Below are 25804 nucleotides of genomic sequence, written 5' to 3' on the forward strand. Positions count from 1 at the left end.
AATAAATGCTAAACAGCACCCCTTATAAAAGAAAAAATTCTGTTTATCATCAAACTTTAAAGCTATAAATTCATCATCCTACATAGGAGCAATATCCCAATTTTATTAATATTTATAAGAGAGTTCTATCAAGAAAATGCTTCTATTCACAGCAAATAAACACCTAAAATAAAAAGAAAAACAATATACCTCATCTAAGCACTTTAATTTTTGACCATTTAATTGTATTTTTCTTTAAATATTAATTTCTCTTCCTAAAGTTCAATGTGTAAATAAAGCAACCTCCTCTTTATGACTTTATCCCCAAAAAGCTCTTCTAAAGGTCTAGAAAAAACAAAAAGGGCAGGTTAAATTTGCTCATGCCTCCAAGTCTTCTTACCCCACTTTTTAATTCTATCCGAACTCTTTCTGGTATTACACCTAAAGTCTATGGTTTATTGACCAAACTCTTAGATGTTAATCCCACACAACGCGAAGCAACCCTTATTGACCTTCTTCAATTAATGCCCCATTCCGTTATAGACCGCAGAATGCGTCCCAACATTGCTTGTGCAAAAGAAGGAGATACTGTTACGCTCGAAATTATCATCGATCAGCATCAACCACCACCCCGTGGTCACAACCGAATTCCCTATCGTGTTATTGCCCATGATCACACAGGAAAAATAAATTTAGTCTTTTTTCATGCTCAACCTCTTTGGCTAAAAAAACAACTCCCCGAAGGAAAAAAAGTCATTATATCAGGAAAAGTTGAATGGTTTAATGGACAGCTTTCAATGGCGCATCCAGACTATATTGCCCCAAGCGAACAATCAAATCAGATACCTCTGATCGAACCTGTCTATCCCTCTACTGCCGGACTAACTGTAAAGACACTAAGACGCGCCATACAAAACGCTCTTGATTTTATTCCTCTTCTACCAGAATGGATAGATGAAAATGTAAAAAAGCAGCAAAATTTTCCTTCTTTTTCCGTTGCTTTACGCCGTATCCATGCGCCCATTAACCCCAATGATCTATCCTTAGAAAGTACAGCACGCAAACGTCTTGCCTATGATGAATTGCTCGCTTGTCAATTGGCACTAGGACTCGTGCGTTTGAAAACTAAATCTCTTGTTGGCACTTCTCGACCATCAACAGGAATTTATACTAAAAAATTGCTTAATATCCTCCCCTTTCAACTCACAACCGGACAAAAAAAAGCAGTAGAAGATATCGCAAATGATCTTGCTTCACCAGAACCGATGCTAAGACTACTTCAAGGTGATGTAGGCGCAGGAAAAACTGTTGTTGCATTGATGGCAATGGCACAAATTGCTGAAAATTCAGGACAATCAGCTTTAATGACACCAACTGAAGTGCTTGCTAGGCAACATTTTGCCACCATCGCTCCTCTTGCCGAAAAGGTCGGATTACAAACAACGCTTTTAACAGGACGAGAAAAAGGGAAATTGCGGACAAATATCGTGAATGATATTCTGTCAGGTCAAGTTTCTATTGTCATCGGAACCCATGCTCTCATACAAAACAGTGTTACTTATAATAATCTCGCTTTAACCATTATCGATGAACAACACCGTTTTGGTGTCCATCAACGTATCGCTCTTACAGAAAAAGGCAATAAAGCTGATATGCTGGTTATGACCGCCACGCCCATTCCGCGCACACTTGTCTTAACAGCTTTTGGTGATATGGATGTCTCTAAAATTACCGAAAAACCAATGGGACGACAACCCATTACAACAGCAACGCTTTCTTTGAAACGTCTTCATGAGCTTATAGCGAGAATCGCAATTGCATTAGAAAAAGGAGAAAAGCTCTATTGGATTTGTCCTTTAGTAGAGGAATCGACAGCTCTTGATCTCACTTCAATTGAAAACCGCTTTGCATTTCTCCATGAGCGCTTTGGAGCACACGTTGGTATGATCCATGGAAAAATGTCTACAGCAGAAAAAGAAGCCGCTATGGCATCTTTTAAATGTGGAAATACACGTATTTTAGTTGCAACCACAGTCATTGAAGTGGGAGTAGATATTCCAGATGCTTCGATCATTATCATCGAACACGCGGAACATTTTGGCCTTTCACAATTGCACCAATTACGTGGACGTGTAGGACGAGGTGATAAAAAGTCTTCCTGCATTTTGCTCTATAAAGATCCACTGACTAAAACAGCAGCAACACGCCTTAATATTATCCGCAATACAGAAGATGGTTTTGAAATCGCTGAAGAAGATTGGCGCCTACGAGGCGAAGGAGAGCTTTTAGGTACAAAACAATCTGGAGTCCCTGAATTTCATATAGCAAACCTTGCAGTTCATAGCGATCTTTTGTCAATGGCAAGAAAAGATGCTCGTTTATTTTTACAACGCGATCCTCATCTTTCTTCTGAGCAAGGACAAGCTTTACGGTTGCTCCTTTATCTTTTCGGACACAACGATGCTGCACGCCTCTTACGAGCAGGATAACAAAGACCCTCTAATAAAAAACTTAAATATCTCTCTGTTCAAATATGGTTTTTTCTTAGAATTACCCATAAATGATCTACGCAGTCTCTTACCATCTTTATGCTTCATGAACGAATAACAAATCAACTGCATTAAAACAGTAGAAGCAATATTGCGTCTTTTTTACCATTATGTTCACATAGCTGATCCATTTTTTGATAGGTAAGAAGATATTTTTCGTTTTATCGTAAAGGATTGAGAAAGAAAAAAACTGTCTACAGCATTCTCGTTCAACAGAGAAAATGAAAAAATAAGTTTCATTATAAATCAATTTCTTACACTTGATTATTCTCCAAAAGATTCAGAAATATACTTTTATTCAACCGTGACTGATTTTGCTAAATTACGGGGTTGATCAACATCTGTTCCTAATAAAACAGCCGTATGATAAGCGATTAACTGAACAGGGAGTGCATAAATAATAGGAGAAATAAATTCTGGAACATCTGGCAAAGTGATCGTTGATAAAGTCTTAAGACAAGCCACCTCTGCTCCTTTTTTATCGGTTATTAAAATAATACGACCATTACGCGCTACCACTTCTTGCATATTAGAAAAAGTTTTTTCAAACCACCGATCATAAGGTGCAACAACAATAACGGGTATTGTCTCATCCACCAGAGCAATTGGTCCATGCTTTAATTCACCTGCCGCATAACCTTCAGCATGAATATAAGAAAGCTCTTTCAGTTTAAGAGCTCCCTCCAAAGCAATCGGATAAGAAGTTCCACGTCCCAGATAAAGAACACTTTTTGCATTCACCAAATCACGACAAATACATTCAATTTTTCTCTCTAATTTTAAGACCTCATTTAAAATACGTGGAACTTCTGCCAACTGTTGAACCAATTGCTTTTCTATTTGAGCCGAGAGATAGCCACGTTGTTTAGCCGCACTAAGAGCGAGTGAAGCAAGCGTTGCCAATTGACAGGTAAAAGCTTTTGTTGAAGCAACACCTATTTCCGGTCCAGCAAGTGTTGGGAGAATAAAATCAGCCTCCCTTGCCATTGTTGATTGCTCTACATTCACAATTGTTGCTGTTTTTACACCCCGCTCACGACAATAACGCAAAGAAGCCAATGTATCAGCTGTCTCACCAGATTGAGAAACAAACAGCGATAACACATCAGACGTTATAGGAGGTTCACGATAACGAAACTCCGAAGCAACATCATTATCAACACTTAAAGCGGCAAATTTCTCAAACCAATAGCGCGCAACTAAGGTTGAATAATAAGCCGTTCCACAACTCGCAAAAAGAAGCCGATGAATATTTTTCCAATCAATCAAATTCTTAAGCGGTCGAACGACATAATTTCCAAGATCAAGATAATGTGCCAAATTATGAGAAATCACTTCAGGTTGTTCAAACATTTCCTTGTGCATAAAATGACGATGATTACCCTTAGAAATCAATAAAGCCCCTTCAAGTAATGTCGTCACAGGACGTTTGACCGGTTGGTTATTAGCATCATAAATTGTAACACCTTCCCGTGTGAGAACAGCCCAATCCCCATCTTCCATATAGCTAATATAATCAACGAATGGTGCCAAAGCTATGGCATCTGACCCCACAAAAAATTCATCTTTTCCATAACCAATTGCCAGAGGTGGACCAGAACAAGCCGCAATCATAAGGTTATCTTCACCTTCGAAAATAAGAGCAATAGCAAAAGCCCCCTGCAGCCTTTTCCAACTGGTACGTATGGCTTCTTGCGGAGAAAGACCATCTTTTAATGCACGCGTTATTAAATGTGCAATAACTTCCGTATCCGTCTCTGTTTCAAAGATACAACCATCCTCTATGAGTTCCTTTTGCAGTTCTACAAAATTTTCAATAATACCATTATGAACAATCGCAAGCTTTTCAGTCACATGGGGATGCGCATTGCGTTCAACAGCAATTCCATGCGTAGCCCAACGGGTATGACCAATCCCTAAACTTCCCTCCAGAGGTGTTTTTTTTAATTTTTCTTCTAAATGAACAAGCTTCCCCTCAGCACGTACACGATAAAGATGCCCATTATGGACCGTTGCCACCCCAGATGAATCATACCCTCTATATTCAAGACGTTTTAACCCCTCAACCAAAGAGGACGTAACACACCTCTTTCCAAGAACTCCAATAATTCCACACATTAAAAAGCTCCAACCCACATCTTAAGATTCAAATTTTACAAAACAATCCAACAGCCTTTATTTAAAACTATAAATAATAAAAATAATTCAAACATGGAATACGGCAATCTTTAAGAATAAATCTTCCATCCATCGTTAGATTAACACGAAACAAAAGAATAAGCTGAAAATAATCATTTTTTCTGTTTGTTTTCTAACAAACGCTCTCGAAATTTTGTCGCATAGCCCTCTTTTATAACCTGTCGTGCACGCCCAAAAGCCATACTGTTCATAGGAATATTTTCAGTAATAACACTTCCTGAAGCAACATAAGAGCCATCCCCTATTACCAATGGGGAAACAAGTGCCGTATTAGACCCAACAAAAGCATGATCACCAATCATGGTTTTATATTTGTTAAATCCATCATAATTGCAAGTAATCGTACCGGCTCCAATATTGGTATGTGCACCAATTTCGGCATCACCAATATAACTTAAATGATTGATTTTAGAAGATTCTCCTACCTTAGCTTGTTTGACTTCACAAAAATTTCCAATCTTTACGGACTTAGCCAACTCTGTTCCAGGACGCAAACGTGCATAGGGACCAATCTGTGCATCTCTACCAACCACAGCACCTTCGAGATAACTAAATGCATGAATAACCGCACCAGATTGTACTTTTACGTTTAACCCAAAATAAACATTTGGTTCTATCACCACCCCTGGTGCAATTTCTGTATCATAAGAAAAATAGAGTGTTTCTGGCTTTAAGAGTGTAACACCCGATAACATTAAATCGCGCGCTTTACGTTTTTGCCACAAAGAATCAGCCTCAGAAAGCTCAAAACCGTTGTTAATTCCTACAATATCTTCAAAAGGAACTTCAACAACACGCACATCTAATCCTTCGCGTGTTGCAAGAGAAGCAATATCTGTTAAGTAATATTCTTTTTTCACATTATTATTACCAACTTTCTCTAAAAGAGAAAGTGCATGTTTTCCACGCATAGCGAGTATTCCACCGTTACAAAAAGAAATCTTTTTTTCTTCATCGCTAGCGTCTTTTTCTTCTACAATTGCAATCAATTGACCATTTTTCTCGAGAAGACGTCCATAACCTGTTGGATGTTTGGTATGAAAACCTGCAAAAACAACATCTGCTCCATCAGCAAGCTGTGCACGCATTTGGTGCAATGAATCTTGCTGAATGAGAGGAGTATCCCCAAAAACAATGAGCACATCATCCACCTCCTTTTGCAAAGCTAAACGAGCAGACAAAACAGCATGGGCAGTTCCTAAACGCTCTTTTTGTTCAAAAATCATTACATCTTTTACAAATGACTGAACAACGTGCATAACCTCCTTAGCACCATATCCCACAACAACCGCTAATTGTGAAGAGCCTGCCAATTCTATTTGTTTTAGAACATGGCATATAAGAGGCAATCCAGCAATTTTATGAAGTACCTTAGGCAGAGACGATTTCATGCGCGTCCCCTCACCTGCGGCAAGAACAATAGAAAGACAACTTCTAACCATAAAAACACATAAGACTAACGAGAAAATCCAAAAAAATTCATAATACTGTGCCAACGAATATCTTCAATATAACTCAACGAAGGATAATGTTCTAAAAGCCAAAATGAAAGATCCTGCATAGAACCTGTTAAAAACAAAATCCCTGTAAGAATAAGAAAAACACCAATGATTTTTTCAACTTTTCCTAAATGAATACGAAAAGCTCCTAAAAATCGCATAAAACTGCTCGAAAATAAAGCTGCTAACATAAAAGGAATAGCAAGACCTAATGCATAAACCGCTAAGAGAACAGCTCCCTCTCCCACAGTTTCTTTTGTTCCAGCAAGCGTTATAATAGGACCTAAAATAGGGCCAATACACGGTGTCCAACCAAAGGCAAAAGCTAAACCGATAATATACGCGCCTAAAGGACCAGCAGGTGTTTTTTTGGTCTGAAAACGCGCCTCACGAAATAAAAAAGCGATCTTGAAAATCCCCAAAAAATTTAAACCAAAAATAATAATGACAATTCCAGCAGCAAGGGCAAACCAATCACGATAATAACCGATGAATTTCCCAATTGTACTAGCACTGGCACCTAAAGCAACAAAAACAGTCGTAAACCCAAGAACAAAAGCAATAACAGAAGATAATAAAGCCCACCGGATAAAGACTTTCTCATCAGGCTTTTCTGAACGAAAATCATCAATACCAACCCCTGCCATATAGCACAAATAAGGAGGAACTAACGGCAAAACGCATGGTGACAAAAAAGAGAGTGCCCCAGCAAAAAACACACCAACTGTTGAAATTTCAATCAAAATTCATACCCCGTCTTTCATCATAGTTTACCCCCATGAACAATGATCAATCCACATCTTCATCAATTTGTTGCATATTTTCTTCATTCGCTATCACACTTATATCTTCATCATGACCAGAAACGACTGAAAAAACTTTTTGATAGATTTTATCTTTATTTTTAGCAATTGCAATATACTCTCCCTCTGCTAACACGAGTGAAACATACGCACCAACTGTTTCATAAACGATATCACCAGAATCATTGGCAAGAGACCAACTTGTATCTGCAAGCGCTTCTCCTCCTTCTTGTCGCACCAACTTTAAGACAATCTGAGCGGACTGATGTTCAAGAGTAACTTCTGTTATTTTACCCGCATCCACTTGAATATCGGAACGAGCCGTCGCATTAATAGAACCATAATGGGAAGCAACATGGTAGCGGCCAGCTTTTAAACGCACAACTGAGTGGGGTTTAACATTTGATATAATCACTCCCGTATCATCATTTTCTTTTTCATCCTCATAAATGGTAAAACGGAGTTCCTTTTCATTCATTACGCCATTGAGCAGTGTTGCATTTAAAATGACACCACCAGCCTCAAGATTAAAGTTTTTTACAAGACTCTGCCCATTTTCTAAACGAATATGGCGCACAGCACTCATATGACCAAATGAGACATGAACAAGATAATTTCCTGGTTCGAGATTAAAACGTGCACCTCCCCCCTTATAGGTTGCCACTAATGGTAACTTATTATCAATCCCTAGAATAGGGGCATAAACCCGCCAGACAAGCCCTTTTTCAATATCCGGATGACTATTTGTTAATCGAGCATTCAAAATGAGTTGTGTTTGAGATGCTAAGTTTTCGTTCTCCTGCTCTTGAGTCTTTACAATAAAACTCCTTGATTGTCTCTGCTGCTGATCTTGCCCTTCTCCTGCTTCAGAAAAAGCACAGTGACTCCAAGTCAATAAAGCAAGCACCACGCACAACCATACACATCGGTGCACTATTTTTATAAGAATACCCATTTTTGCATTGTTGACCAACATGATCTTTTTTTCAAGAAACAATATCACACAGCCATCATTTTAAATTGAGAAACTTACACCACAACCACATGATGAAACAGCATTGGGATTGTGGATTTGAAAAGACTGCCCCATAAGATCATCAACAAAATCAATCTCAGCTCCTTCCATAAAAGGAAGTGATAGTAAATCAATAAACACAACTGCCCCGTCTTTTTTGAGAACGAGGTCATCTTCACACATTTCAGAAACCAAGTCATATTTATAAGAAAAACCAGAACACCCACCACCTTCAACAGAAATACGTAATGCTATTTTATCGGGTTCACGCAAAAGTATCTGTGCAATTTTTTTGGCAGCAACATCTGAAATTTTCACATTCATTTTATATATCCTTGCATTAAACCATCAAGAAAGAGTATCCTACACTCAAAGAGCAGTTTATTTCTCATAAACCACTCTCAATTTTAAGATGATAATAGACAGCTTGCAATGGATATAGGAAATATCAACTTCAATTACCAATCTCGAGCAGTATACAGTGCTCATCCACAAACAAGCCGTGGTCGATTATACCATGAAACGATGAGCACCACACGCTCACCTTTTCAACGAGATAGAGATCGTATTATCCATTCTAATGCATTTCGACGTCTTAAACATAAAACGCAAGTGTTTATTGCTGATGAAAGCGATCATTACCGTACTCGCCTAACCCATTCCATAGAGGTTTCTCAAATTGCAAGAACATTAGCCCGTGCCCTGTGTCTTGATGAAGACCTTGCCGAAGCCATTGCCCTTGTTCACGACTTTGGACACACACCCTTTGGCCATGCTGGAGAAGATGCTCTTAATGAAGCCATGGTACATTGTGGCGGCTTTGATCATAATGCACAAGCATTACGCATTGTAACAAAACTAGAACAGCGCTATGCAAATTTTGATGGACTTAACCTTACATGGGAAACCCTCGAAGGACTTGTAAAGCATAATGGTCCCCTTTTAGGTCCTCACGCGAAGAATAAGGAGGTTCCTATCGATATTTTACAATACAATGTAAAGCAAGACCTTGCACTCGATTGTTTTGCAGGACTAGAAGCGCAATGTGCTGCTATTGCAGATGATATCGCATACAATGCGCATGATATTGATGATGGTCTACGTTCGCAATTTTTAACACTCGATCAATTTGAACATGTTTCACTAACAGCAGCAATATTACAAGATATAACAGATGAGCATCCCCAGCTCGACCAAACGCGTCGCGGTTACACGCTTGTACGAAGACAAATAACAACCATGGTTGAAGATGTTATCAAACAGTCACAAAAAAATTTAGCACGCATCAAACCAACAAGCATAAACGATATTCACCAAGCAAAACAAACTATTGTCACCTTTTCACCGACAATGACCGTTTATGAAAAAGAACTAAAAAACTTTTTATTTAAAAATCTTTACTACCATGAACAAGTTCTTAGTCGTCGCAATGCAGCAAAATGCATTGTACAAAAATTATTCAATTGTTATTATGAAAATCCAAATACAATGCCTGAAAGTTGGCAGAGCAAAACAGTGCACTTAAAAAATCAAGAGTTAGCACGTTTGATTGCAGACTTTCTTTCAGGCATGACGGATCACTACGCTCTACGTGAATATCAGCGTTTATTTGACCATACAGATAATTTCGTTTAATGGCTTTTGGCATCATCATGGAAGCTAAATATGAATATCTTTAAAAATTTCGAAAAAAAAATTAAGAGATCAATTGAATTATCTGATATAAAAGGAAAAAATGGAGAAGATCTAGATTTATCAAAAATCACTGTTGATCCTCCGCGTGTTTCCTCCCATGGTCATTTATCAACCAATGCTGCTATGGTGCTTGCAAAATCTATTGGAATCAATCCACGTGCACTTGCAGATAAAATCATAGAACTTCTTAAAAATGATTCCTCTATCGAAAATATAGATGTTGCCGGTCCTGGTTTTATCAACATCAAGCTTACAAAATTATTTTGGCAAGATGTTATAAAATCCATGCTTGAATTAGGTACTTCTTATGGTCGTATCCCAATGGGACAAGGAAAACGTGTCAATGTTGAATATGTTTCAGCAAATCCCACTGGACCAATGCATGTAGGACACTGCCGCGGAGCCGTTGTTGGAGATGTCCTTTCCAATTTGCTACAATTTACGGGCTATAACATTACGAAAGAATATTATATCAATGATGCGGGTCAACAAATCGAAGTCCTCGCCCATTCGGTACTATTGCGCTATCGTGAAGCTCTTGGGCAAGAAATTAATGAAATTCCAGAAGGACTCTATCCTGGAGAATACTTGATACCATTGGGTCAATCGCTTGCTCAAGAGTTTGGTGACCAACTCCTCACGATGGATAAAGATGAAGCCTTATCTCTTGTGAAAGAACGTGCAATTCATGCAATGATGTCCATGATTCGCGAAGATTTGGCTGCTCTTAATATTTATCATGATATCTTTTTCTCTGAGCGAATGCTTTATGCAGATAATGCACGCGCCATTCGTAACACCATCAACGACCTCACTTTAAATGGTTATATCTACAAAGGAAAACTCCCCCCTCCCAAAGGACAAAATACAGAAGACTGGGAACCAAGCGAACAAACTTTGTTCCGTTCAACAAATGTCGGTGATGACCAAGACCGTGTTTTAGTCAAATCTGACGGTTCTTACACTTATTTTGCTGCTGATGTTGCTTATTTTCGGGATAAATTTAATCGTCATTTTGATGAAATGATTTATATTCTAGGCGCAGACCATGCTGGCTATGTAAAGCGGCTAGAGGCAATGGCAAAAGCAATTTCTGGGGGTAAAGCTAAATTAAGTGTCTTCTTGTGTCAATTGGTAAAACTTTTTCGCAACGGTCATCCTGTACGCATGTCAAAAAGAGCAGGATCTTTTGTCACTCTACGGGATGTTGTCGAAGAGGTTGGGCGTGATCCTGTGCGTTTTATGATGCTATACCGTAAGTGTGAAGCACCTCTTGATTTTGATTTTGCAAAAGTAACAGAACAATCAAAAGATAACCCCATCTTTTACGTACAATATGCAAGTGCACGTTGTCACTCAGTCTTTCGTCAAGCACAAGAAGCGCTTCATATTAAAAGCTTTTCAAATAATACATTGATTGCCCATCTTCATCGATTAACAGATGACCATGAAATATTGTTAATACGCAAACTTTCTGAATATCCACGTATCATTGAACAGGCCGTAATTCATAAAGAACCGCATCGATTAGCGTTTTACCTTTATGACCTTGCCTCCAGCTTTCACACCCATTGGAATAAAGGGAGTGAAAATCTCAATTTACGCTTTATTCAACCTGATGATAAAGAGTTATCCTTTGCAAGATTAGGATTGATACAAGCTGTTATCAATATTTTATCATCAGGGCTTACCATCATAGGAGTCGAAGCACCCATAGAAATGCGTTGAAAAAGTTCTATAAATACATACAATAGGTACTCTATTGATAAACTTTTTCATGTATCCTTGCATGAGAGGGGGAAAATTTATAATTTTAATATAACAAATCAAAATCAACCAGTGATTGCACGTAAGTGCAAACCATCATGTGAGAAAAGCTATGAGCGATAACGATCGCAAAAATCTACACGAAACAAAACACGATCATGAACACCATGATCCTTTAGAAAGGCTTACGCGCATTTTTAATCCGCACAAACAAAGCGGAAACCAAAATGAGCAATCTTCTTTAAAAACAGAACGATCAACATCTCGCCCCGAAACATCATCCCATGATGATGATTTTGATTTCTCCTTTCTAGAAGAGGAACTTGAAAAAAATTTAGCACATGACTTACCGTTTGATGATCAAAAAAAACAATGGGACTTGCATGCAACCAGCAACGCAACAGCCTCAGATATTGCACAATCTTCTTCTTTCAACCATTCAAAACAAAATAATTTATCTGAAGAGAAATATTCTTCACCTAGCAGTCATGATGAAGAACAAATTTTAGATGAGCTTTCTCCATTACCAATCCCAAAAAATCAATCACATCAACAGAAAAAAACAGCAACCAGTGCTGATCCTTTTCTTGAAAAAAGTAATCTTATGTCACAATCAGAATCAGAAAATTTCTTTTTTGATAAATCTGAAAGGCACGAAAATAAGAGAGAGACGCCAGAAGATGTTGAACAAACCAATCGTTTTTCACAAATAAATTCACAACAACCTGAGACTACGAATATACAAAAAACTTATGAGGACAATCAAAACCTCTATGACACTCCTATAAACCATCCCTATAAAATTTCAGCTGATCAAGAAAATTGGATTAAAAAGGATTATCCTAATGTCTCCTCTTCTACAGAGGAAAATGAGTTTTTCTCATCTTCTAATCTTGTGTCAGAAAGACAAAACACTGCAAGAAATCAAACAACAAGTACCTTCTCCTCACCTTTAGATTCTCCACCAGTTGATAGACAATCTTATTTAAAGGGGGCTTCACAAGAAGATCATACAACCAATTATCCCCATTTTTTTGCAGAAAACCCCTCACAACAAGAAACTTATGGCGAAAAAGTTCCGATATATGATGAGGCTCGAGCCCAATACATCAATAACGGCGAAGGTGCCTCTAACCCAAATAGAGAAATTTCATATAATGAAAATAATTTAGATGAGTTTCTTTCCTCATCCCCCTCTTTAAATACAAAACAAACGGATGGCTTTTTTGCCCATAACTATACGCACAGAGATACTCCCCCTCCCAATGTTGATACTTATAAATTTTCAGAGGAAATCGTAGAAAAAACTGGTCCTATTATGGTTCCAGAAGTCCCGTACGAAGCGCCAGAATATGATGTGCCAACTAATGGTGGTTTAGAAGAAGAATTTGCTGATGTACTCAATGTAGGGAATGTCCCAACGGATAATTTTTCTCAAAAACAACAGAAAAATGAGGTTTTTAGTGAAGTTTTTCATCAGTCTATGCAAAATTCAAAAGAAGGTGTTTATATAAACTCTAAAGAACAAAATTCCGACTATTTTTCTTCTGCCAATATGGAATATAATTTTCCCTCTTTTAGCGAGAATTCATCATACACAAGCTCAGATGAGGTTCCCACGCCTCCATCAGCTCCTCCTCCCTTAAAAAGTTTTATTTTTGGTAAAACTTTCATTAAAGGTTTTTTTATACTTATTTTAATAGGACTTGGGTTTGCTGGTTATTCTCATTTTTTTATGCCATCACAAAAAAATGAAGAAACGATCATTATCCACGCTGATAATACGCCTTTTAAATTCAAACCAGAAACAACTGGAACGAAAAATGATGTTGCACATAATTTAGATATCTATAAACAAACAACTGAACAAAATGAGAAACAAGAAAATACACAACAATTTCTTATTGATAACTCTGAACAACCTGAAAATTTAAAAGAATTAAACCCTGAAGAATCTTCAAACGTTTCCTCATCGTCTTTAAATGAATCTGATGTTGAAGATGCAGTCACAGAAGCCATAAACCATACTATTCCAATGCGAGAAATACAAACTGTTATTGTCAATCAAGATGGTACAGTTACACTAGCCCCCGCGCATCAAACAAACAGCAAAACTGCTGCTCAATCTGAAGAAAGCATTGATCAAACTTCTAATGAACTTCAAGATCCGTCCCTTGTTTCGTCGCATGATTCTGATATAAACGACCAAGAAAGAGATCATGATCTCAAAAATAATATTGATAAAATAATCGCAGAAAATAATTCTAGCTCAAATATTGAAGAAAAATTTATCCCTATCCCTTCTCATGCAGAAAGAAATACACAAGTTGAAACACCAGCCGCGTCTCGCCCCATATCACCAAACAGAGTCGCAGCACAAAATTCAGAAAGTTATTACGTACAACTTGCATCTCAACCAACGTATGAGCTCGCTAGAAATTCTTTAAAAAATATGAAATCTAAATTTGGATTCCTTATCGGTGCCCGTTCTTTAAATATTCAATCCGCTTTTATACCAGGAAAAGGTACTTATTACCGTGTTCGACTTCAAGCGCAAGACCGTAATGAAGCCATAATCCTTTGTGAATCCATTAAAAGTTCTGGTGGAAGCTGCTTCATCACACGCTAAACCAATAATGCAACGGTTTTAACAACCGTTGCATTATTTATTTCCATACCATTTAATTACTTATCAAAAACTTCAGAAATTAAAATCGTCCTATCTTTTTCGCTTATCTGTTTGCACTGACTTTATTCTTTAATCTACGTCGATTTTCGCCCTATCTAAAAGATTATATTTACGAAAAAATTACTCCGTACCCTTATAGGTATAAGGTACAGGAGGAAGCGAATTTAAATCTTTTTTCGGCGTTGTTACACTTTGGCTTGTTTCTGGGGTATTATAACGCGAACTATGTTCAGGAGATTTTGCAAAAAAAGATCCTAAAAAACCAAAAATAAACCAGATAATAACCATCGCAAGAAGAATAGCAAAAATACCCTTAGCGATTGAAACACGTTGTTCACTATCTCTTCTTTCTGCTGCCATACGTTCTTCATATGTGTGATAATTTTTATCAATCATAGTGGATTCCTTTTCTCAATTCCCTTACCTTTAAATTTCTAGAAAATATGCATATATGAAATTATTCAGATACTTATTGTGAGAAAACGATAATTATAGACAAAAGTTCCAGCTTACTTCATAAAGTTGAGAAAAAGAGGTAGGGATAGAATTAAAATACCTACCATACCTTTGAATTCTATAATAAACTCCTTTATGTTCTATAATAAAACATTGACACAAAGGTTTTGTTAATAATAGAGTTATAATCAAAATATTTCATTATTTTTATTAATAAAAATGAAACATACTCAAAAGGTTTTTTATGAAATCTCCCATATCATCGCTTCCCTTTAAAATAGAAAAACACCCATCTCCTCTGTCAGAAGAAAAATATGAAGAAATTTTAAAAAGTCCCGGTTTTGGTCAATTTTTTACAGACCACATGTGTACTATTCAATGGACTGAAGACAAAGGCTGGCACAATGCCATCATTTCTCAATACAAAGCTTTAGAAATTAACCCTGCAAGTACCGTTTTACATTACGGACAGGAAATTTTTGAGGGTTTAAAAGCATATCGTGCAAAAGATGGACGCATCTTGCTCTTCCGTCCTGATGCCAATGCACAACGCTTTATAGAATCAGCACAACGTTTAGCTATGCCAGAATTGCCAAAAGATATTTTTCTGGATGCCGTTCATCAATTAGTAAAGATTGATCAAAAATGGGTTTCTGATCAGCCCAACGCTAGCCTCTATATCCGTCCATTTATGTTTGGCAATGAAAACTTTTTGGGAGTCCGCCCTTCTCAAGAATATCTTTTTTGTGTCATAGCCTCTCCAGTTGAATCCTATTTCAAAGGAGAAGAAAAATCTGTCAGCGTCTGGATTGAAACAGATTATAGTCGTGCTGGTCCAAGAGGAACAGGGGCTGCCAAATGTGGTGGAAACTATGCAGCAAGCTTACTTGCACAAAAAACTGCAACTGAAAATAATTGTAGCCAAGTACTCTTCCTTGATATGATTGAACATAAATGGATTGAAGAACTTGGTGGTATGAATGTCTGCTTTATTATGGACAATAATACACTTGTAACCCCCCCACTTAATGGAACTATCCTTCCAGGGATAACCCGTGATTCAATCTTAAGGTTAGCTCAACAAATGGGATTAAAAATAGAAGAGCGTCCTTATTCTTTTGCAGCGCTTCAAGAAGATGCAAAGAGTGGACACCTTAAAGAAGCCTTTGCTTGTGGTACAGCTGCCGTTGTCACATCAATTGGTCGTTTTAGATATAAAGGGGGAGAATTTATTATTGGAAATGAAACAGTTGGAGAAGTTACAAAGCAGCTTCGTACACAATTGGTTGGCATTCAAAAAGGGAACATAGAAGATAAAAATGGCTGGGTACATTCTGTCCAGCTCTCATAATATTTAAGGTATTCTCATATCTATAAACGCTTCCATGAAAGTAGATTCATGGAAGCGTTTTTCCTAGAAAAACTCCCTCTATTTTTAGTGACAAAAAAGAAAGCACTAATCAAATTTCGAATGATTTCTATGCTTTGCTTTAATATTACGGACTGTACCCGTATGGGAGCGCATTACGAGAGTTTCCGTTTGAATGTAACGAGATGTAAATTTAACACCAGAAAGCATATTGCCATCTGTCACCCCTGTTGCTGAAAACAAAACATCACCCTTTGCCATTTCTTCCATTGTATAAACCTTATTGGGATCACTAATCCCCATTTTAGCTGCACGAGCAATTTTCTCTTCTGTATCTAGCAGCAAACGACCTTGCATCTGTCCTCCAATGCAGCGCAAAGCAGCAGAAGCTAAGACACCTTCAGGTGCTCCACCAATCCCCATATAGATATCAATACCTGTTTCTTCTGGATCAGTTGTATCAATAACAGCAGCCACATCTCCATCCCCAATCAAGCGAATCGACGCCCCTGTCGCTCGTACTTCATTAACCAATTTTTCATGACGAGGTCTATCCATAATACAAACAACAATCTGATTAACAGTCACTCCTTTAGCCTTCGCAAGAGCATGTATATTATCGGTAGGACAAGCATCTATATCGACTACTCCCTTTGGATAACCAGGACCAATAGCAATTTTGTTCATATAAACATCAGGGGCATAAAGGAGATTACCCTTTTCAGCAATTGCAACTACTGCCAAAGAATTGGCAATATTTTTAGCACAAAGTGTTGTACCCTCTAGTGGATCAAGTGCAATATCGATCGCCAATCCACTTTGAAAACCTACTTTTTCTCCAATATAAAGCATAGGCGCTTCATCCCGCTCACCTTCACCAATCACCACTGTACCATCAATAGGCAATCGATTAAGTTCTTGCCGCATTGCATCTACAGCAGCCTGATCCGCTGCCTTTTCATCGCCACGTCCGCGCCAGCGTGCAGCAGCAACAGCAGCACGTTCAGTAACACGTACCAATTCAAGCGTCAAAATACGATCAAGTCCATTTAAAATCTTCTGAGTTGTGGGCATATGAAAAAATCCTACCGAATGAATACCAGAAAAATATGAGTCCTTATTAAATACTAAGAATAAAGTTTTTTGGCAAAGATGAAAATTTTCCACAAGAGATAAAAGAACTCAAGCGTGCTTTTTTATTATCAAGAAAGTTATCAATTCTTTGCCATAGGTTCAATACGAATAAATTGAGATTTTGCAACAAGATGTCCATCTTTTTCAATTTCTGCAAGTGCCTGTCGTACATTCACCTCTGTTGTTTCATGCGTAATTAAAATAATTGTTTTTTCAATTTGATCTTCTACAAAAGATCTTTGAACAATCGACTCCAATGAGATGTGATTATCAGCCATATGCCTTGCGACCGCGGCAAAAACACCAGTACGATCATGAACATTTAAACGAATAAAATAACCACCTGCATGATGCGAAATACGTGCTTTTTTATGAGGAGTAAGTTCTAATGCTGGACGTCTTAAAACAGGTGCATACTGAAAACCAGAACGCGCTTTTGCTATATCAGCCAAATCACCAATAACGGCTGATGCTGTTGCCTTTCCTCCGGCGCCAGGACCAGAAAACAGTAATTCACCTAATAAATCACTTTGAATAGAAAGAGCATTGGTTACACCATTTATCTGTGCAATCATTGAGGAAGCTGGTACCATTGTTGGATGAACACGTTGCTCTATTCCAGAATCCGTTTTTAATGCAACCCCTAAAAGCTTAATCCGATACCCCAATTCATCAGCTGCTCTAATATCAATTTGCGAAATATTATGAATTCCTTCAACATAAACATCATCTAACGAAACAGCTGTTCCAAATGCCAAGCTTGTCAACAAAGCTAATTTATGAGCAGTATCATTTCCCTCAATATCAAAAGCTGGATCTGCTTCAGCATACCCAAGTCTCTGTGCATCTGCTAAACAATCTTTAAATGAAAGACCTTCCGTAAACATGCGTGTTAATATATAATTACAGGTTCCATTGAGAATACCATAAATTCGCGATATGCGATTACTAACAAGTGATTCTCTCATCGCTTTGATGACAGGAATCCCCCCTGCAACAGCTGCTTCAAAATGAAGAAAAACACCTTTTTTTTCTGCAATTATAGCCAGCTCTACTCCATGTCGAGCAAGAAGAGCTTTATTGGCTGTTACAACATGATGTCCCGCCTCAAGCGCTCTCTTAACAGCGGTATACACCACATCCAATTCACCACCAATTAACTCTACAAAAACATCAATCTCATCAGAAGCAGCCAACTCCACAGGTGAATCAAACCATTTTATATCACTGAGATCAAGTCCACGATTGCGGACTTTATCGCGCGCACTAACAGCAACAACTTTGATGAATCGCCCACATTGACAAGCTAAACTATTCGCTTTTTCACATAGAGTTCGAACAACTGAAGTACCAACTGTACCAAGTCCCGCAACACCAACTTTTAAAGCTTCTGCCATTATTAACCACTGATCCCTATCTTCACTGAAAAATCGTTTAAATGATGTGCCAATCAACACAAAAAGTACTTATGTTCATAAGAACAAAAGAAATACCCTGCTCTATTCACTTCATGTTCTCCAATAGAATGATCCCCGCTTGTTCAATCAACATTCCTAAAAATATAATATTTATTGTCTTCAAAGATTTCAGAATCTTTATAAAACATCTAATTCAGAATGAAAATCTGTAAAACTGATAAATGCAAGTTGCCATAAAGAAAAGTTCTAAAAAATAATCAATAACAAGTTAAAGAATATTAAGGATTAGTAAGAAAGAATAAAAACATCTCTTCTAAATTAACAAATACGGAACAAAAAACATTCTTTCATATGATAAATTAAAAGAATGGATAAAACAAATTAGATCAGTAAATAATAACACATTCCTTCCTACCATTCCATAGTTTGAAATATAAATCTTTAATGCAAAAATATTAATGAACCCATATATCAAAATAGAACCTTACATTAAATTAAAAAACAAGAATTAATATTTGTATACCATAATTCTGAAATATTATAAATATGGAGAATAAATTTACAAAACTCGAATATTTTATCTAAACTTATTGCCACCTCTTTGAAAAACTAGCGAATTGAAATGAGAAAAAACTCAATCTACCCTTTATCCACGCTAATTCATTTTCAAATCAAGAACCTTCTCAATATGTAAAAGAGCAAATGAATGGTTTTTAATTTTAAAAATTTTACAGACATGTAAAAGTAAATATAAAAAAATATTTTTTTCATATATTATATAAAAATTGCTTTAATATTTTCATTTTTATCATACAGATATCTATTTATATTTTTTTAAACTGCAAATAATCTATGGATTATTCATCAAAAAAATTTTGTATGATTGGTATTATTTATTAATTTGGTAATAAATATTGTCTTTCTACTTCATAAATTATACAGTTTTTGTTTTATGATAAGCTCAAATGAGAAATCTTCTGTATAAAGGCTCTTTCAAGCAAGTTAAATAATATTCTCATGTGGTGAGCAAAGATAACAAGCGATAAAATATGCAAAAAATAAATACATAAAAATGCTGTTTTTGATCATTTTTGCCTACTCCTCAAACTGAAAATATCATTCCCTGAGATGATTCCCACATCAAAATTTTCTATCAATCATGATAACTTTATATTTTTTCTACAAAAAATCTTAGAAAATAAAATGATCCAAACAGGAATCGCTCAAAAATTATTCAATAAAACACTCTTTTTTCAAAAAAAATGACACAGAGGGCTTGCGAAGTAAAAAGATCCTCTCTATAAGCCTCATCATTGGTTTGCGCCCATCGTCTAGCGGTTAGGACATCGCCCTTTCACGGCGGAAACAGGGGTTCGATTCCCCTTGGGCGTACCATGTTTCTTTTTTATATGTGTAATATATTCATTTTATTTGTGTTTTTAAAAATGAGGAATGCATAAATAAAAATGAGGGAATAAGATTTTAAAAGGTATCTCTTCGTAAAAAGGATACAAGAATCATTAGGTAACTAATTTCTTTGTTGCATTTCGAGGATAGTGCTTTACAGCACACAGTTAATAACAATAAGAATCGATAAAACATAAGAATTAGAAGATTCTAGCTCGCGATACGGTAATTTATAAGTCATATTTTCGCGTCTGCTGTTAATTTTTAAATTAAAACCAGCCGCATCATTTATACGTTTTTTCCAACCTTCAAAACTGAAGTTTATCCCAAACGCATTTTATATGAAGCATTTCTAATTACAGTGCCTTTGTTATCACATTAAACTTTTTATAAACAAACAGACCATAATCTTAGAATTGGAATAGCAATATAAAAATAGTTTCTTATTCACCTAACACAAAAAATCAAGAAACTATAATTCAGAATACGATCAACTTATTAAATGGAATCTCTGATAATAAAAATGCACAATCCCTGTCCCCCGGTGATCTAACTACCTTATCCATTAAACAGATTCTTCATCAATCATAGAATAATTATAGATTTGCAACACATCACTTCTTTTCAAAGATTAAACCCTCCACCAAAATTTTACACTCTATTGATAATATATTCTAAAAGCTCATATTTGAATGCTTTTTTCCCTTGTTTTTACTTTTCATTATAAACTTGAAAGTGTTATACAAGTAGTATTGCTTAAAAGAAAAAGGATTTCTAATGGTAAAGATCAAAGTAGAAAACCCCGTTGTTGAACTTGATGGGGATGAGATGACCCGCATCATCTGGAAATATATCAAAGATAAATTAATCCATCCCTACCTCGACATTGATCTAAAATATTATGATCTTTCCGTCGAAAATCGTGATGCAACCAATGATCAGGTAACTATAGATTCTGCCAATGCTATCAAAAAATATGGGGTTGGTATAAAATGCGCAACCATTACACCTGATGAGGCACGCGTTAAAGAATTTAACCTAAAAAAAATGTGGAAATCACCTAATGGTACAATCCGCAATATTTTAGGAGGAGTCATTTTTCGCGAACCCATTATCTGTAAAAATGTCCCTCGCCTTATTCCTAACTGGACAAAGCCAATTATTATCGGACGTCACGCTTTTGGCGATCAATACAAGGCAACAGATTTTAAATTTCCAGGCAAAGGGAAATTAAGTATTAAATTTGTAGGTGATGACAATCAAGTTATTGAACATGATGTTTTTGATGCTCCAAGCGCAGGGGTTGCCATGGCTATGTATAACCTTGATGAGTCAATTCGTGATTTTGCCCGCGCATCCTTTAATTATGGACTACAACGGAATGTTCCAGTTTATCTTTCAACAAAAAATACCATTCTAAAAACTTACGATGGTCGTTTTAAAGATATCTTTCAAGAAATATTCGATACGGAATTTAAAACTGAATTTGAAAACCGTAAATTATATTACGAACACCGTCTTATTGATGATATGGTTGCTTCTGCATTAAAGTGGTCAGGTGGATACGTATGGGCATGTAAAAACTATGATGGTGATGTCCAATCTGATATTGTTGCCCAAGGCTTTGGTTCTCTGGGTCTCATGACTTCTGTTCTCATGACACCTGACGGCAAAATTGTTGAAGCAGAGGCAGCACACGGCACTGTAACACGCCATTATCGTCAGCATCAAAAGAATGAAGAAACATCAACGAACTCTATTGCATCTATTTTTGCATGGACGCGTGGACTAGCGCACCGTGCTAAACTAGATAACAATGAGAAGTTAAAAAACTTTTCCACGACATTGGAAGAAGTTTGTATTAAAACCGTCGAAGAAGGTTTTATGACCAAAGATCTCGCACTTTTGATTGGGCCTAAACAAAAGTGGCTTTCTACAACAGGTTTCCTCGATAAAATTGATGAGAATCTCAAAAAAGCAATGGGCAATTAAGTTATTACTTAAATTAAAATTCAAAGCTCTAAACAGAGCTTTGAATTTCTCTTGGCAAATTCAAAGAAGTACCTTATAAGTAAAAAGAGGATAGATTTTTATTAAATAGCAAACAACAGTGAAAAAACAGGGCTGGTCTGCGCTTTTATTGGGTAAAAATGGTCTTTACTTTTTAACGTTTACAGGTGGAGTTGTGTTACACGCTACCAACGTTTATATTGTTATTACTATTTTACCCTCTCTTATGAATCATATTGGCAGTGAAATATATTATTCTTGGGTGGCTACTGTCTTTATTACAGCTTCACTCGTGGGTACTTCACTTGCAACAAAAATATTAGGGAAATTAGGTCCTCGCAATGCGTATGTTATTTCTGGACTTATCTTCACCCTAGGCACTTTTATGTGCAGCATTTCTTCATCTATGCCATTGTTTTTAATAGGACGCTTTATTCAAGGATTTGGAAGTGGTTCTTTGTTATCCCTATCCTATTCCATGGTACGGATTGTTTTCAGCCCATCTTTATGGTCACATGCATTAAGTATTATCTCTGGAATGTGGGGAATATCAACCTTGTTAGGACCAGCAATCGGGGGGCTTTCTGTATATTATGGCCTATGGCGAGCATCCTTTTTGATCATTGGCGTATTAGCTATATTTTTCTCACTCATCGCCTTTAAATTTTTACCAAAAAAGAATGAAAACGATGTTCCAACACCCCCTCTTCCTCTTCTCCAGCTTTTCACACTCAGCTTATTGATTTTTATTATTTCTGTTGGAGGGGCTATGGAGTCTACAATAGCAAAAATTTGCGGATTAGTTATCGGACTTAGTCTTCTTTTTGTTCTAGCAAAAATCGAATCATCTACCCCTCATCCTATGTTGCCCCGCAAATCCTTTTCTTTCTCTTCTGAAATCTTTTCTGTTTACGCATTGATACTCGTTATGACAACAGTCGTATACAGTATAGAACTTTATTTTCCACTTTTTCTTCAAGAGCTTCATGGGCAAGCTCCACTTATTGCTGGTTATATAGCAGCACTTATGAGCCTAGGGTGGACATGTGGAGCCATCTCAAGTGCTGGTCTCTCCACAAAAAAAATTCGCAACATCATTGTATACTCGCCCCTATTAAAACTGTTAGGCATAATGATTCTTTTATGGCTCATCCCAACAGAAGTTTCCGCGCTTGAATATATTTTTATTATTTGCTTAGCACTGTTTTCTATTGGAATCAGTGCGGGCATAGCATGGCCACATTTGCTCACAAGGATCTTACAATGTGCAAATGATGAAGATGCTCTCCGTGCCAGTGAATCCCTTACCTCTGTACAACTATTTTCAGCGGCCTTAAGTGCAACTCTAGCAGGAGTCATCACCAATCTTGCAGGCCTCTTTAATCCTGGAGGAACAATAGGAATGATCTTAGCAGCAAAAACTCTTCTTATAGTGCTCATGGGTCTTTTATTTTGTCTTGCTATTCCATTAGCACTGCGCATTTCTTACTTCATATTGAAAAACCCAACAGGACATTCCAATAACTAAAAATAAATATAAAAATTCCTTCTTCATTTAAAAAATGAAAAATATTAAGCATGCTTCTCCATATACCATGAGACGCAAAAAACCATTAATCCACACAAAGTTAGAACACTTCCTAAAACAGCTGTATATTCATAATTATAGCCCAATTTTAAAACTAATGCTCCAGATTCTGCACCAAGAGCGTTGGCAATATTAAAAGCAGACTGCATTAATGCTCCTGCCAAAATCTGTCCCTGTAGTGCAACATCCATAATTTTTGTTTGTATAGAAGGCATAGCAGCAAAAGAAGTTCCAACAAAAAAGCATCCTATTGCCGCTGTTAACGGAGCATAGGATAAAAAGAAAAAAAGAAAAAAAACAAATACGCTCCAAAGCATAGAGAAAAATATCATCGGTGAAATGCCAATTTTAACAGCTAATTTAGGCCCCAAGAGATTTCCTATCACCATTCCCAATCCAACTAACGGCATAATAAATGGTACCCACTCAAGTGAAACACCAGAAATATGCATTAATGTTGGCTTGATATAAGTGAAAACAGAAAATAATCCTGACGCTCCCACCGAAACCATCAACAAAAGAAGCCACACCTGCTTTTGCTTTAATACACCCATTTCTTGCAAAGGATTCGTTTTTGGAAAACTTGAATCACAAGGAAAAAAATTCCAAATAAGCAAACAACATAATAAAGCGATCATCCCCACAAGGACAAAAGCAATCTGCCAACCAATAAGTTGACCAATCCAAGTAGCACTGGGTGCTCCCAAAACGGTTGCAATTGTTAAGCCAAGCATAACATATCCAACAGCTTTAGAACGTTCTTTCATTTCTACCATTGAAGAGGCAACCATAGCCGCAAGTCCAAAATAGATTCCATGGGGAAGTCCACTGAGAAAGCGTAATACTACTAATATGCTAAAATCAGAAAAAAAGGCACTAGCAATATTTGCTAAGGCATAAAAAAGCATTAATCCCATCAAAACAGTTTTGCGTGATACCTGAGCTGTTGCCACAGCTAAAAGAGGTGCTCCAATCACAACTCCTAATGCATAAGCAGAAATATATTGACCAGCGGTAGGAATATCAACATAGGAACTTCGTGCCATCTCTGGCAGTAGCCCCATTGCGACAAACTCTGCAGTACCAATAGCAAAACTCCCCACGGCAAGAGCTAAAATTATTAAACGCCGTATTCTCGAATCAATTCCCAACGCAAGAACCTTTTGTTGATAAAAATCCTTCATACTATCACTTCTGGATAGGAGTTTTAACTGTAAATATCTGTAATACACACAAATAAAAATTCAAAACATTGTTATACGCATGCCCAATAGTCCCCAATAAAGTTTTAGAAATATTTTGATATATAAAGCATTTTATGGAGTTTTAAGTAAGATTCTTTAATGAAAAACCTTTGAAAACCTCAAGGTCACAGACGTATTCACCTATTTTTATCAGATCTGCCAGATAATAAACTTTGTCTCCTCTTTTCAGCCATTGTAATTTTACAGTGAAAACTTTATTTTGCAACGATATACTATATCCTATAAATAATTCTAAAATTTGCCGAAGAATGCATTTCAAACAAGTGAATAATATCTCATCATTATCTTGATACAAAGATAAAACTTCTCCCCCAAAATTATTGTTGCTTTATTTTGCTACCTGAATACAGATCCCCCAAATCGATAAGCTATAATTTCAACTTTAGGCCATTCTTATAAATTATTATAGAGTCTTTTAAAAATTCTCATGATAATAGTGCTTGGTTTCTAGATTTATTAAATACCCTCTTTTAGACATCTTTACCCCTCCCTCATCTAACAGAGGAATCGCATCAAATATCTAACTCACTATCTGTAAATTAAAATATTCACGTAAATATATTATGATTATTTTCAGATAAATTCTATAAACAAAGCAAAAAACAAATATAATAAATTTTGTATAAGTATATTTATTTATATTTTATAAATATGACAATTACCGTGATTAATATTTAAATTTATATATAAAAACTTAAAAAATAAAATTATAACATTTTAAATGTTGTAATTTTATTTTAGTTTTATTTTAATTTTTCTAAAAATTTATCTGTTCGATTGTATATAATCCATTCTTTACCTTTAGTAATAAAAAACACAAAGTAGCTCATAAAAGTACAATTTTCATACTTCTTTAAGAGTTCGCTAACGCCTCATTAACATTGTTGCTGTAAACAGTCATCAGAAACAGAAAAACTGTTTTTCTCCGGATCAGGTAGCGCGTACCGGAGTAACAGTTTCTG

At 36.4% G+C, this 25804-nt stretch carries 16 protein-coding genes and 1 tRNA gene; 8 read left to right on the forward strand and 9 right to left on the reverse strand.

Translation table 11 applies throughout. From position 1 onward, the window contains the following. The first annotated feature begins 359 nt into the window (after positions 1-359). A complete protein-coding gene (gene recG, locus ACFIQC_RS02770; RefSeq protein ID WP_375621325.1) occupies positions 360-2468 on the forward strand; it encodes an ATP-dependent DNA helicase RecG in 2109 nt (702 codons plus the stop codon). A gap of 354 nt (positions 2469-2822) precedes the next feature. Here recG and glmS read toward each other — a convergent pair whose 3' ends face one another. From glmS to ACFIQC_RS02795, 5 genes are all read right to left on the reverse strand, one after another. Then, positions 2823-4646 carry a glutamine--fructose-6-phosphate transaminase (isomerizing) gene (gene glmS / locus ACFIQC_RS02775; protein WP_375621326.1) on the reverse strand — a complete coding sequence of 608 codons (1824 nt, stop codon included), beginning with the start codon at positions 4644-4646 and terminating at the stop codon, positions 2823-2825. Between the two features lie 173 nt (positions 4647-4819). Continuing rightward, entirely contained in the window at positions 4820-6169 is a 1350-nt protein-coding gene (gene glmU, locus ACFIQC_RS02780; protein WP_375610449.1) for a bifunctional UDP-N-acetylglucosamine diphosphorylase/glucosamine-1-phosphate N-acetyltransferase GlmU, read from the reverse strand. A 14-nt stretch (positions 6170-6183) separates the two neighbouring features. Then, the gene (locus ACFIQC_RS02785) at positions 6184-6972 is read right to left on the reverse strand and encodes a cytochrome c biogenesis CcdA family protein (protein WP_375610470.1); all 789 of its coding nucleotides are present in this window, start codon (positions 6970-6972) and stop codon (positions 6184-6186) included. 43 nt (positions 6973-7015) lie between these two features. Next, positions 7016-8005 (reverse strand): carboxypeptidase regulatory-like domain-containing protein, encoded by a 990-nt coding sequence (locus ACFIQC_RS02790; RefSeq protein ID WP_375621340.1) that lies wholly within the window; start codon positions 8003-8005, stop codon positions 7016-7018. A gap of 39 nt (positions 8006-8044) precedes the next feature. Continuing rightward, positions 8045-8368, reverse strand: a complete 324-nt coding sequence (locus ACFIQC_RS02795; protein ID WP_273791197.1) for an iron-sulfur cluster assembly accessory protein — start codon at positions 8366-8368, stop codon at positions 8045-8047. Positions 8369-8476: 108 nt separating this feature from the next. On the opposite strand from ACFIQC_RS02795, the gene ACFIQC_RS02800 reads away from it, so the two are divergent. From ACFIQC_RS02800 to ACFIQC_RS02810, 3 genes are all read left to right on the forward strand, one after another. Next, positions 8477-9679: a deoxyguanosinetriphosphate triphosphohydrolase gene (locus tag ACFIQC_RS02800; RefSeq protein ID WP_375706700.1), complete on the forward strand. Its 1203-nt coding sequence runs from the start codon at positions 8477-8479 to the stop codon at positions 9677-9679. 30 nt (positions 9680-9709) lie between these two features. After that, the gene (gene argS / locus ACFIQC_RS02805; RefSeq protein ID WP_375706701.1) at positions 9710-11467 is read left to right on the forward strand and encodes an arginine--tRNA ligase; all 1758 of its coding nucleotides are present in this window, start codon (positions 9710-9712) and stop codon (positions 11465-11467) included. A 151-nt stretch (positions 11468-11618) separates the two neighbouring features. Continuing rightward, positions 11619-14135: an SPOR domain-containing protein gene (locus ACFIQC_RS02810; protein ID WP_375706702.1), complete on the forward strand. Its 2517-nt coding sequence runs from the start codon at positions 11619-11621 to the stop codon at positions 14133-14135. A gap of 180 nt (positions 14136-14315) precedes the next feature. On the opposite strand, the gene ACFIQC_RS02815 is transcribed toward ACFIQC_RS02810, so the two are convergent. Continuing rightward, positions 14316-14591 carry a hypothetical protein gene (locus tag ACFIQC_RS02815; RefSeq protein WP_375630168.1) on the reverse strand — a complete coding sequence of 92 codons (276 nt, stop codon included), beginning with the start codon at positions 14589-14591 and terminating at the stop codon, positions 14316-14318. A 304-nt stretch (positions 14592-14895) separates the two neighbouring features. Between ACFIQC_RS02815 and ACFIQC_RS02820 the strand changes: the two genes are divergently transcribed. Further along, positions 14896-16002 carry a branched-chain amino acid aminotransferase gene (locus ACFIQC_RS02820; RefSeq protein WP_375630167.1) on the forward strand — a complete coding sequence of 369 codons (1107 nt, stop codon included), beginning with the start codon at positions 14896-14898 and terminating at the stop codon, positions 16000-16002. A gap of 105 nt (positions 16003-16107) precedes the next feature. Here ACFIQC_RS02820 and glpX read toward each other — a convergent pair whose 3' ends face one another. Both glpX and ACFIQC_RS02830 read right to left on the reverse strand, forming a co-directional pair. Continuing rightward, positions 16108-17094, reverse strand: coding sequence for a class II fructose-bisphosphatase (gene glpX / locus ACFIQC_RS02825; protein WP_375706703.1), 987 nt, complete (start codon positions 17092-17094; stop codon positions 16108-16110). Positions 17095-17234: 140 nt separating this feature from the next. Continuing rightward, complete coding sequence (locus tag ACFIQC_RS02830) at positions 17235-18551, reverse strand: homoserine dehydrogenase (RefSeq protein ID WP_375706704.1); 1317 nt, start codon at positions 18549-18551, stop codon at positions 17235-17237. A gap of 1341 nt (positions 18552-19892) precedes the next feature. Here ACFIQC_RS02830 and ACFIQC_RS02835 point away from each other — a divergent pair. The 3 genes from ACFIQC_RS02835 to ACFIQC_RS02845 all read left to right on the forward strand — a co-directional run bounded on the left by ACFIQC_RS02835 (position 19893) and on the right by ACFIQC_RS02845 (position 23517). Next, positions 19893-19967, forward strand: a tRNA-Glu gene (locus ACFIQC_RS02835). A 789-nt stretch (positions 19968-20756) separates the two neighbouring features. Further along, positions 20757-21971: an NADP-dependent isocitrate dehydrogenase gene (locus ACFIQC_RS02840; RefSeq protein WP_375706705.1), complete on the forward strand. Its 1215-nt coding sequence runs from the start codon at positions 20757-20759 to the stop codon at positions 21969-21971. 118 nt (positions 21972-22089) lie between these two features. Beyond that, a complete protein-coding gene (locus ACFIQC_RS02845; protein WP_375706706.1) occupies positions 22090-23517 on the forward strand; it encodes an MFS transporter in 1428 nt (475 codons plus the stop codon). A gap of 44 nt (positions 23518-23561) precedes the next feature. Here ACFIQC_RS02845 and ACFIQC_RS02850 read toward each other — a convergent pair whose 3' ends face one another. Further along, positions 23562-24761, reverse strand: a complete 1200-nt coding sequence (locus ACFIQC_RS02850) for an MFS transporter (RefSeq protein WP_375686142.1) — start codon at positions 24759-24761, stop codon at positions 23562-23564. Positions 24762-25804 lie beyond the last annotated feature (1043 nt).

Origin of the sequence: Bartonella sp. AA126HLJHH (genome assembly GCF_042197425.1) — a bacterium.
In the GTDB taxonomy this organism is placed as follows: Bacteria; Pseudomonadota; Alphaproteobacteria; order Rhizobiales; family Rhizobiaceae; genus Bartonella.

Bases quoted from the DNA above. Each gene is read 5' to 3' on its own strand.
- ACFIQC_RS02790 (WP_375621340.1), bottom strand. From the start codon at position 8,005: ATGTTGGTCAACAATGCAAAAATGGGTATTCTTATAAAAATAGTGCAC.
- glmU (WP_375610449.1), bottom strand. From the start codon at position 6,169: ATGGTTAGAAGTTGTCTTTCTATTGTTCTTGCCGCAGGTGAGGGGACG.
- ACFIQC_RS02815 (WP_375630168.1), bottom strand. From the start codon at position 14,591: ATGATTGATAAAAATTATCACACATATGAAGAACGTATGGCAGCAGAA.
- ACFIQC_RS02850 (WP_375686142.1), bottom strand. From the start codon at position 24,761: ATGAAGGATTTTTATCAACAAAAGGTTCTTGCGTTGGGAATTGATTCG.
- ACFIQC_RS02800 (WP_375706700.1), top strand. From the start codon at position 8,477: ATGGATATAGGAAATATCAACTTCAATTACCAATCTCGAGCAGTATAC.
- argS (WP_375706701.1), top strand. From the start codon at position 9,710: ATGAATATCTTTAAAAATTTCGAAAAAAAAATTAAGAGATCAATTGAA.
- ACFIQC_RS02795 (WP_273791197.1), bottom strand. From the start codon at position 8,368: ATGAATGTGAAAATTTCAGATGTTGCTGCCAAAAAAATTGCACAGATA.
- glmS (WP_375621326.1), bottom strand. From the start codon at position 4,646: ATGTGTGGAATTATTGGAGTTCTTGGAAAGAGGTGTGTTACGTCCTCT.
- ACFIQC_RS02810 (WP_375706702.1), top strand. From the start codon at position 11,619: ATGAGCGATAACGATCGCAAAAATCTACACGAAACAAAACACGATCAT.
- ACFIQC_RS02820 (WP_375630167.1), top strand. From the start codon at position 14,896: ATGAAATCTCCCATATCATCGCTTCCCTTTAAAATAGAAAAACACCCA.
- ACFIQC_RS02830 (WP_375706704.1), bottom strand. From the start codon at position 18,551: ATGGCAGAAGCTTTAAAAGTTGGTGTTGCGGGACTTGGTACAGTTGGT.
- glpX (WP_375706703.1), bottom strand. From the start codon at position 17,094: ATGCCCACAACTCAGAAGATTTTAAATGGACTTGATCGTATTTTGACG.
- recG (WP_375621325.1), top strand. From the start codon at position 360: ATGCCTCCAAGTCTTCTTACCCCACTTTTTAATTCTATCCGAACTCTT.
- ACFIQC_RS02840 (WP_375706705.1), top strand. From the start codon at position 20,757: ATGGTAAAGATCAAAGTAGAAAACCCCGTTGTTGAACTTGATGGGGAT.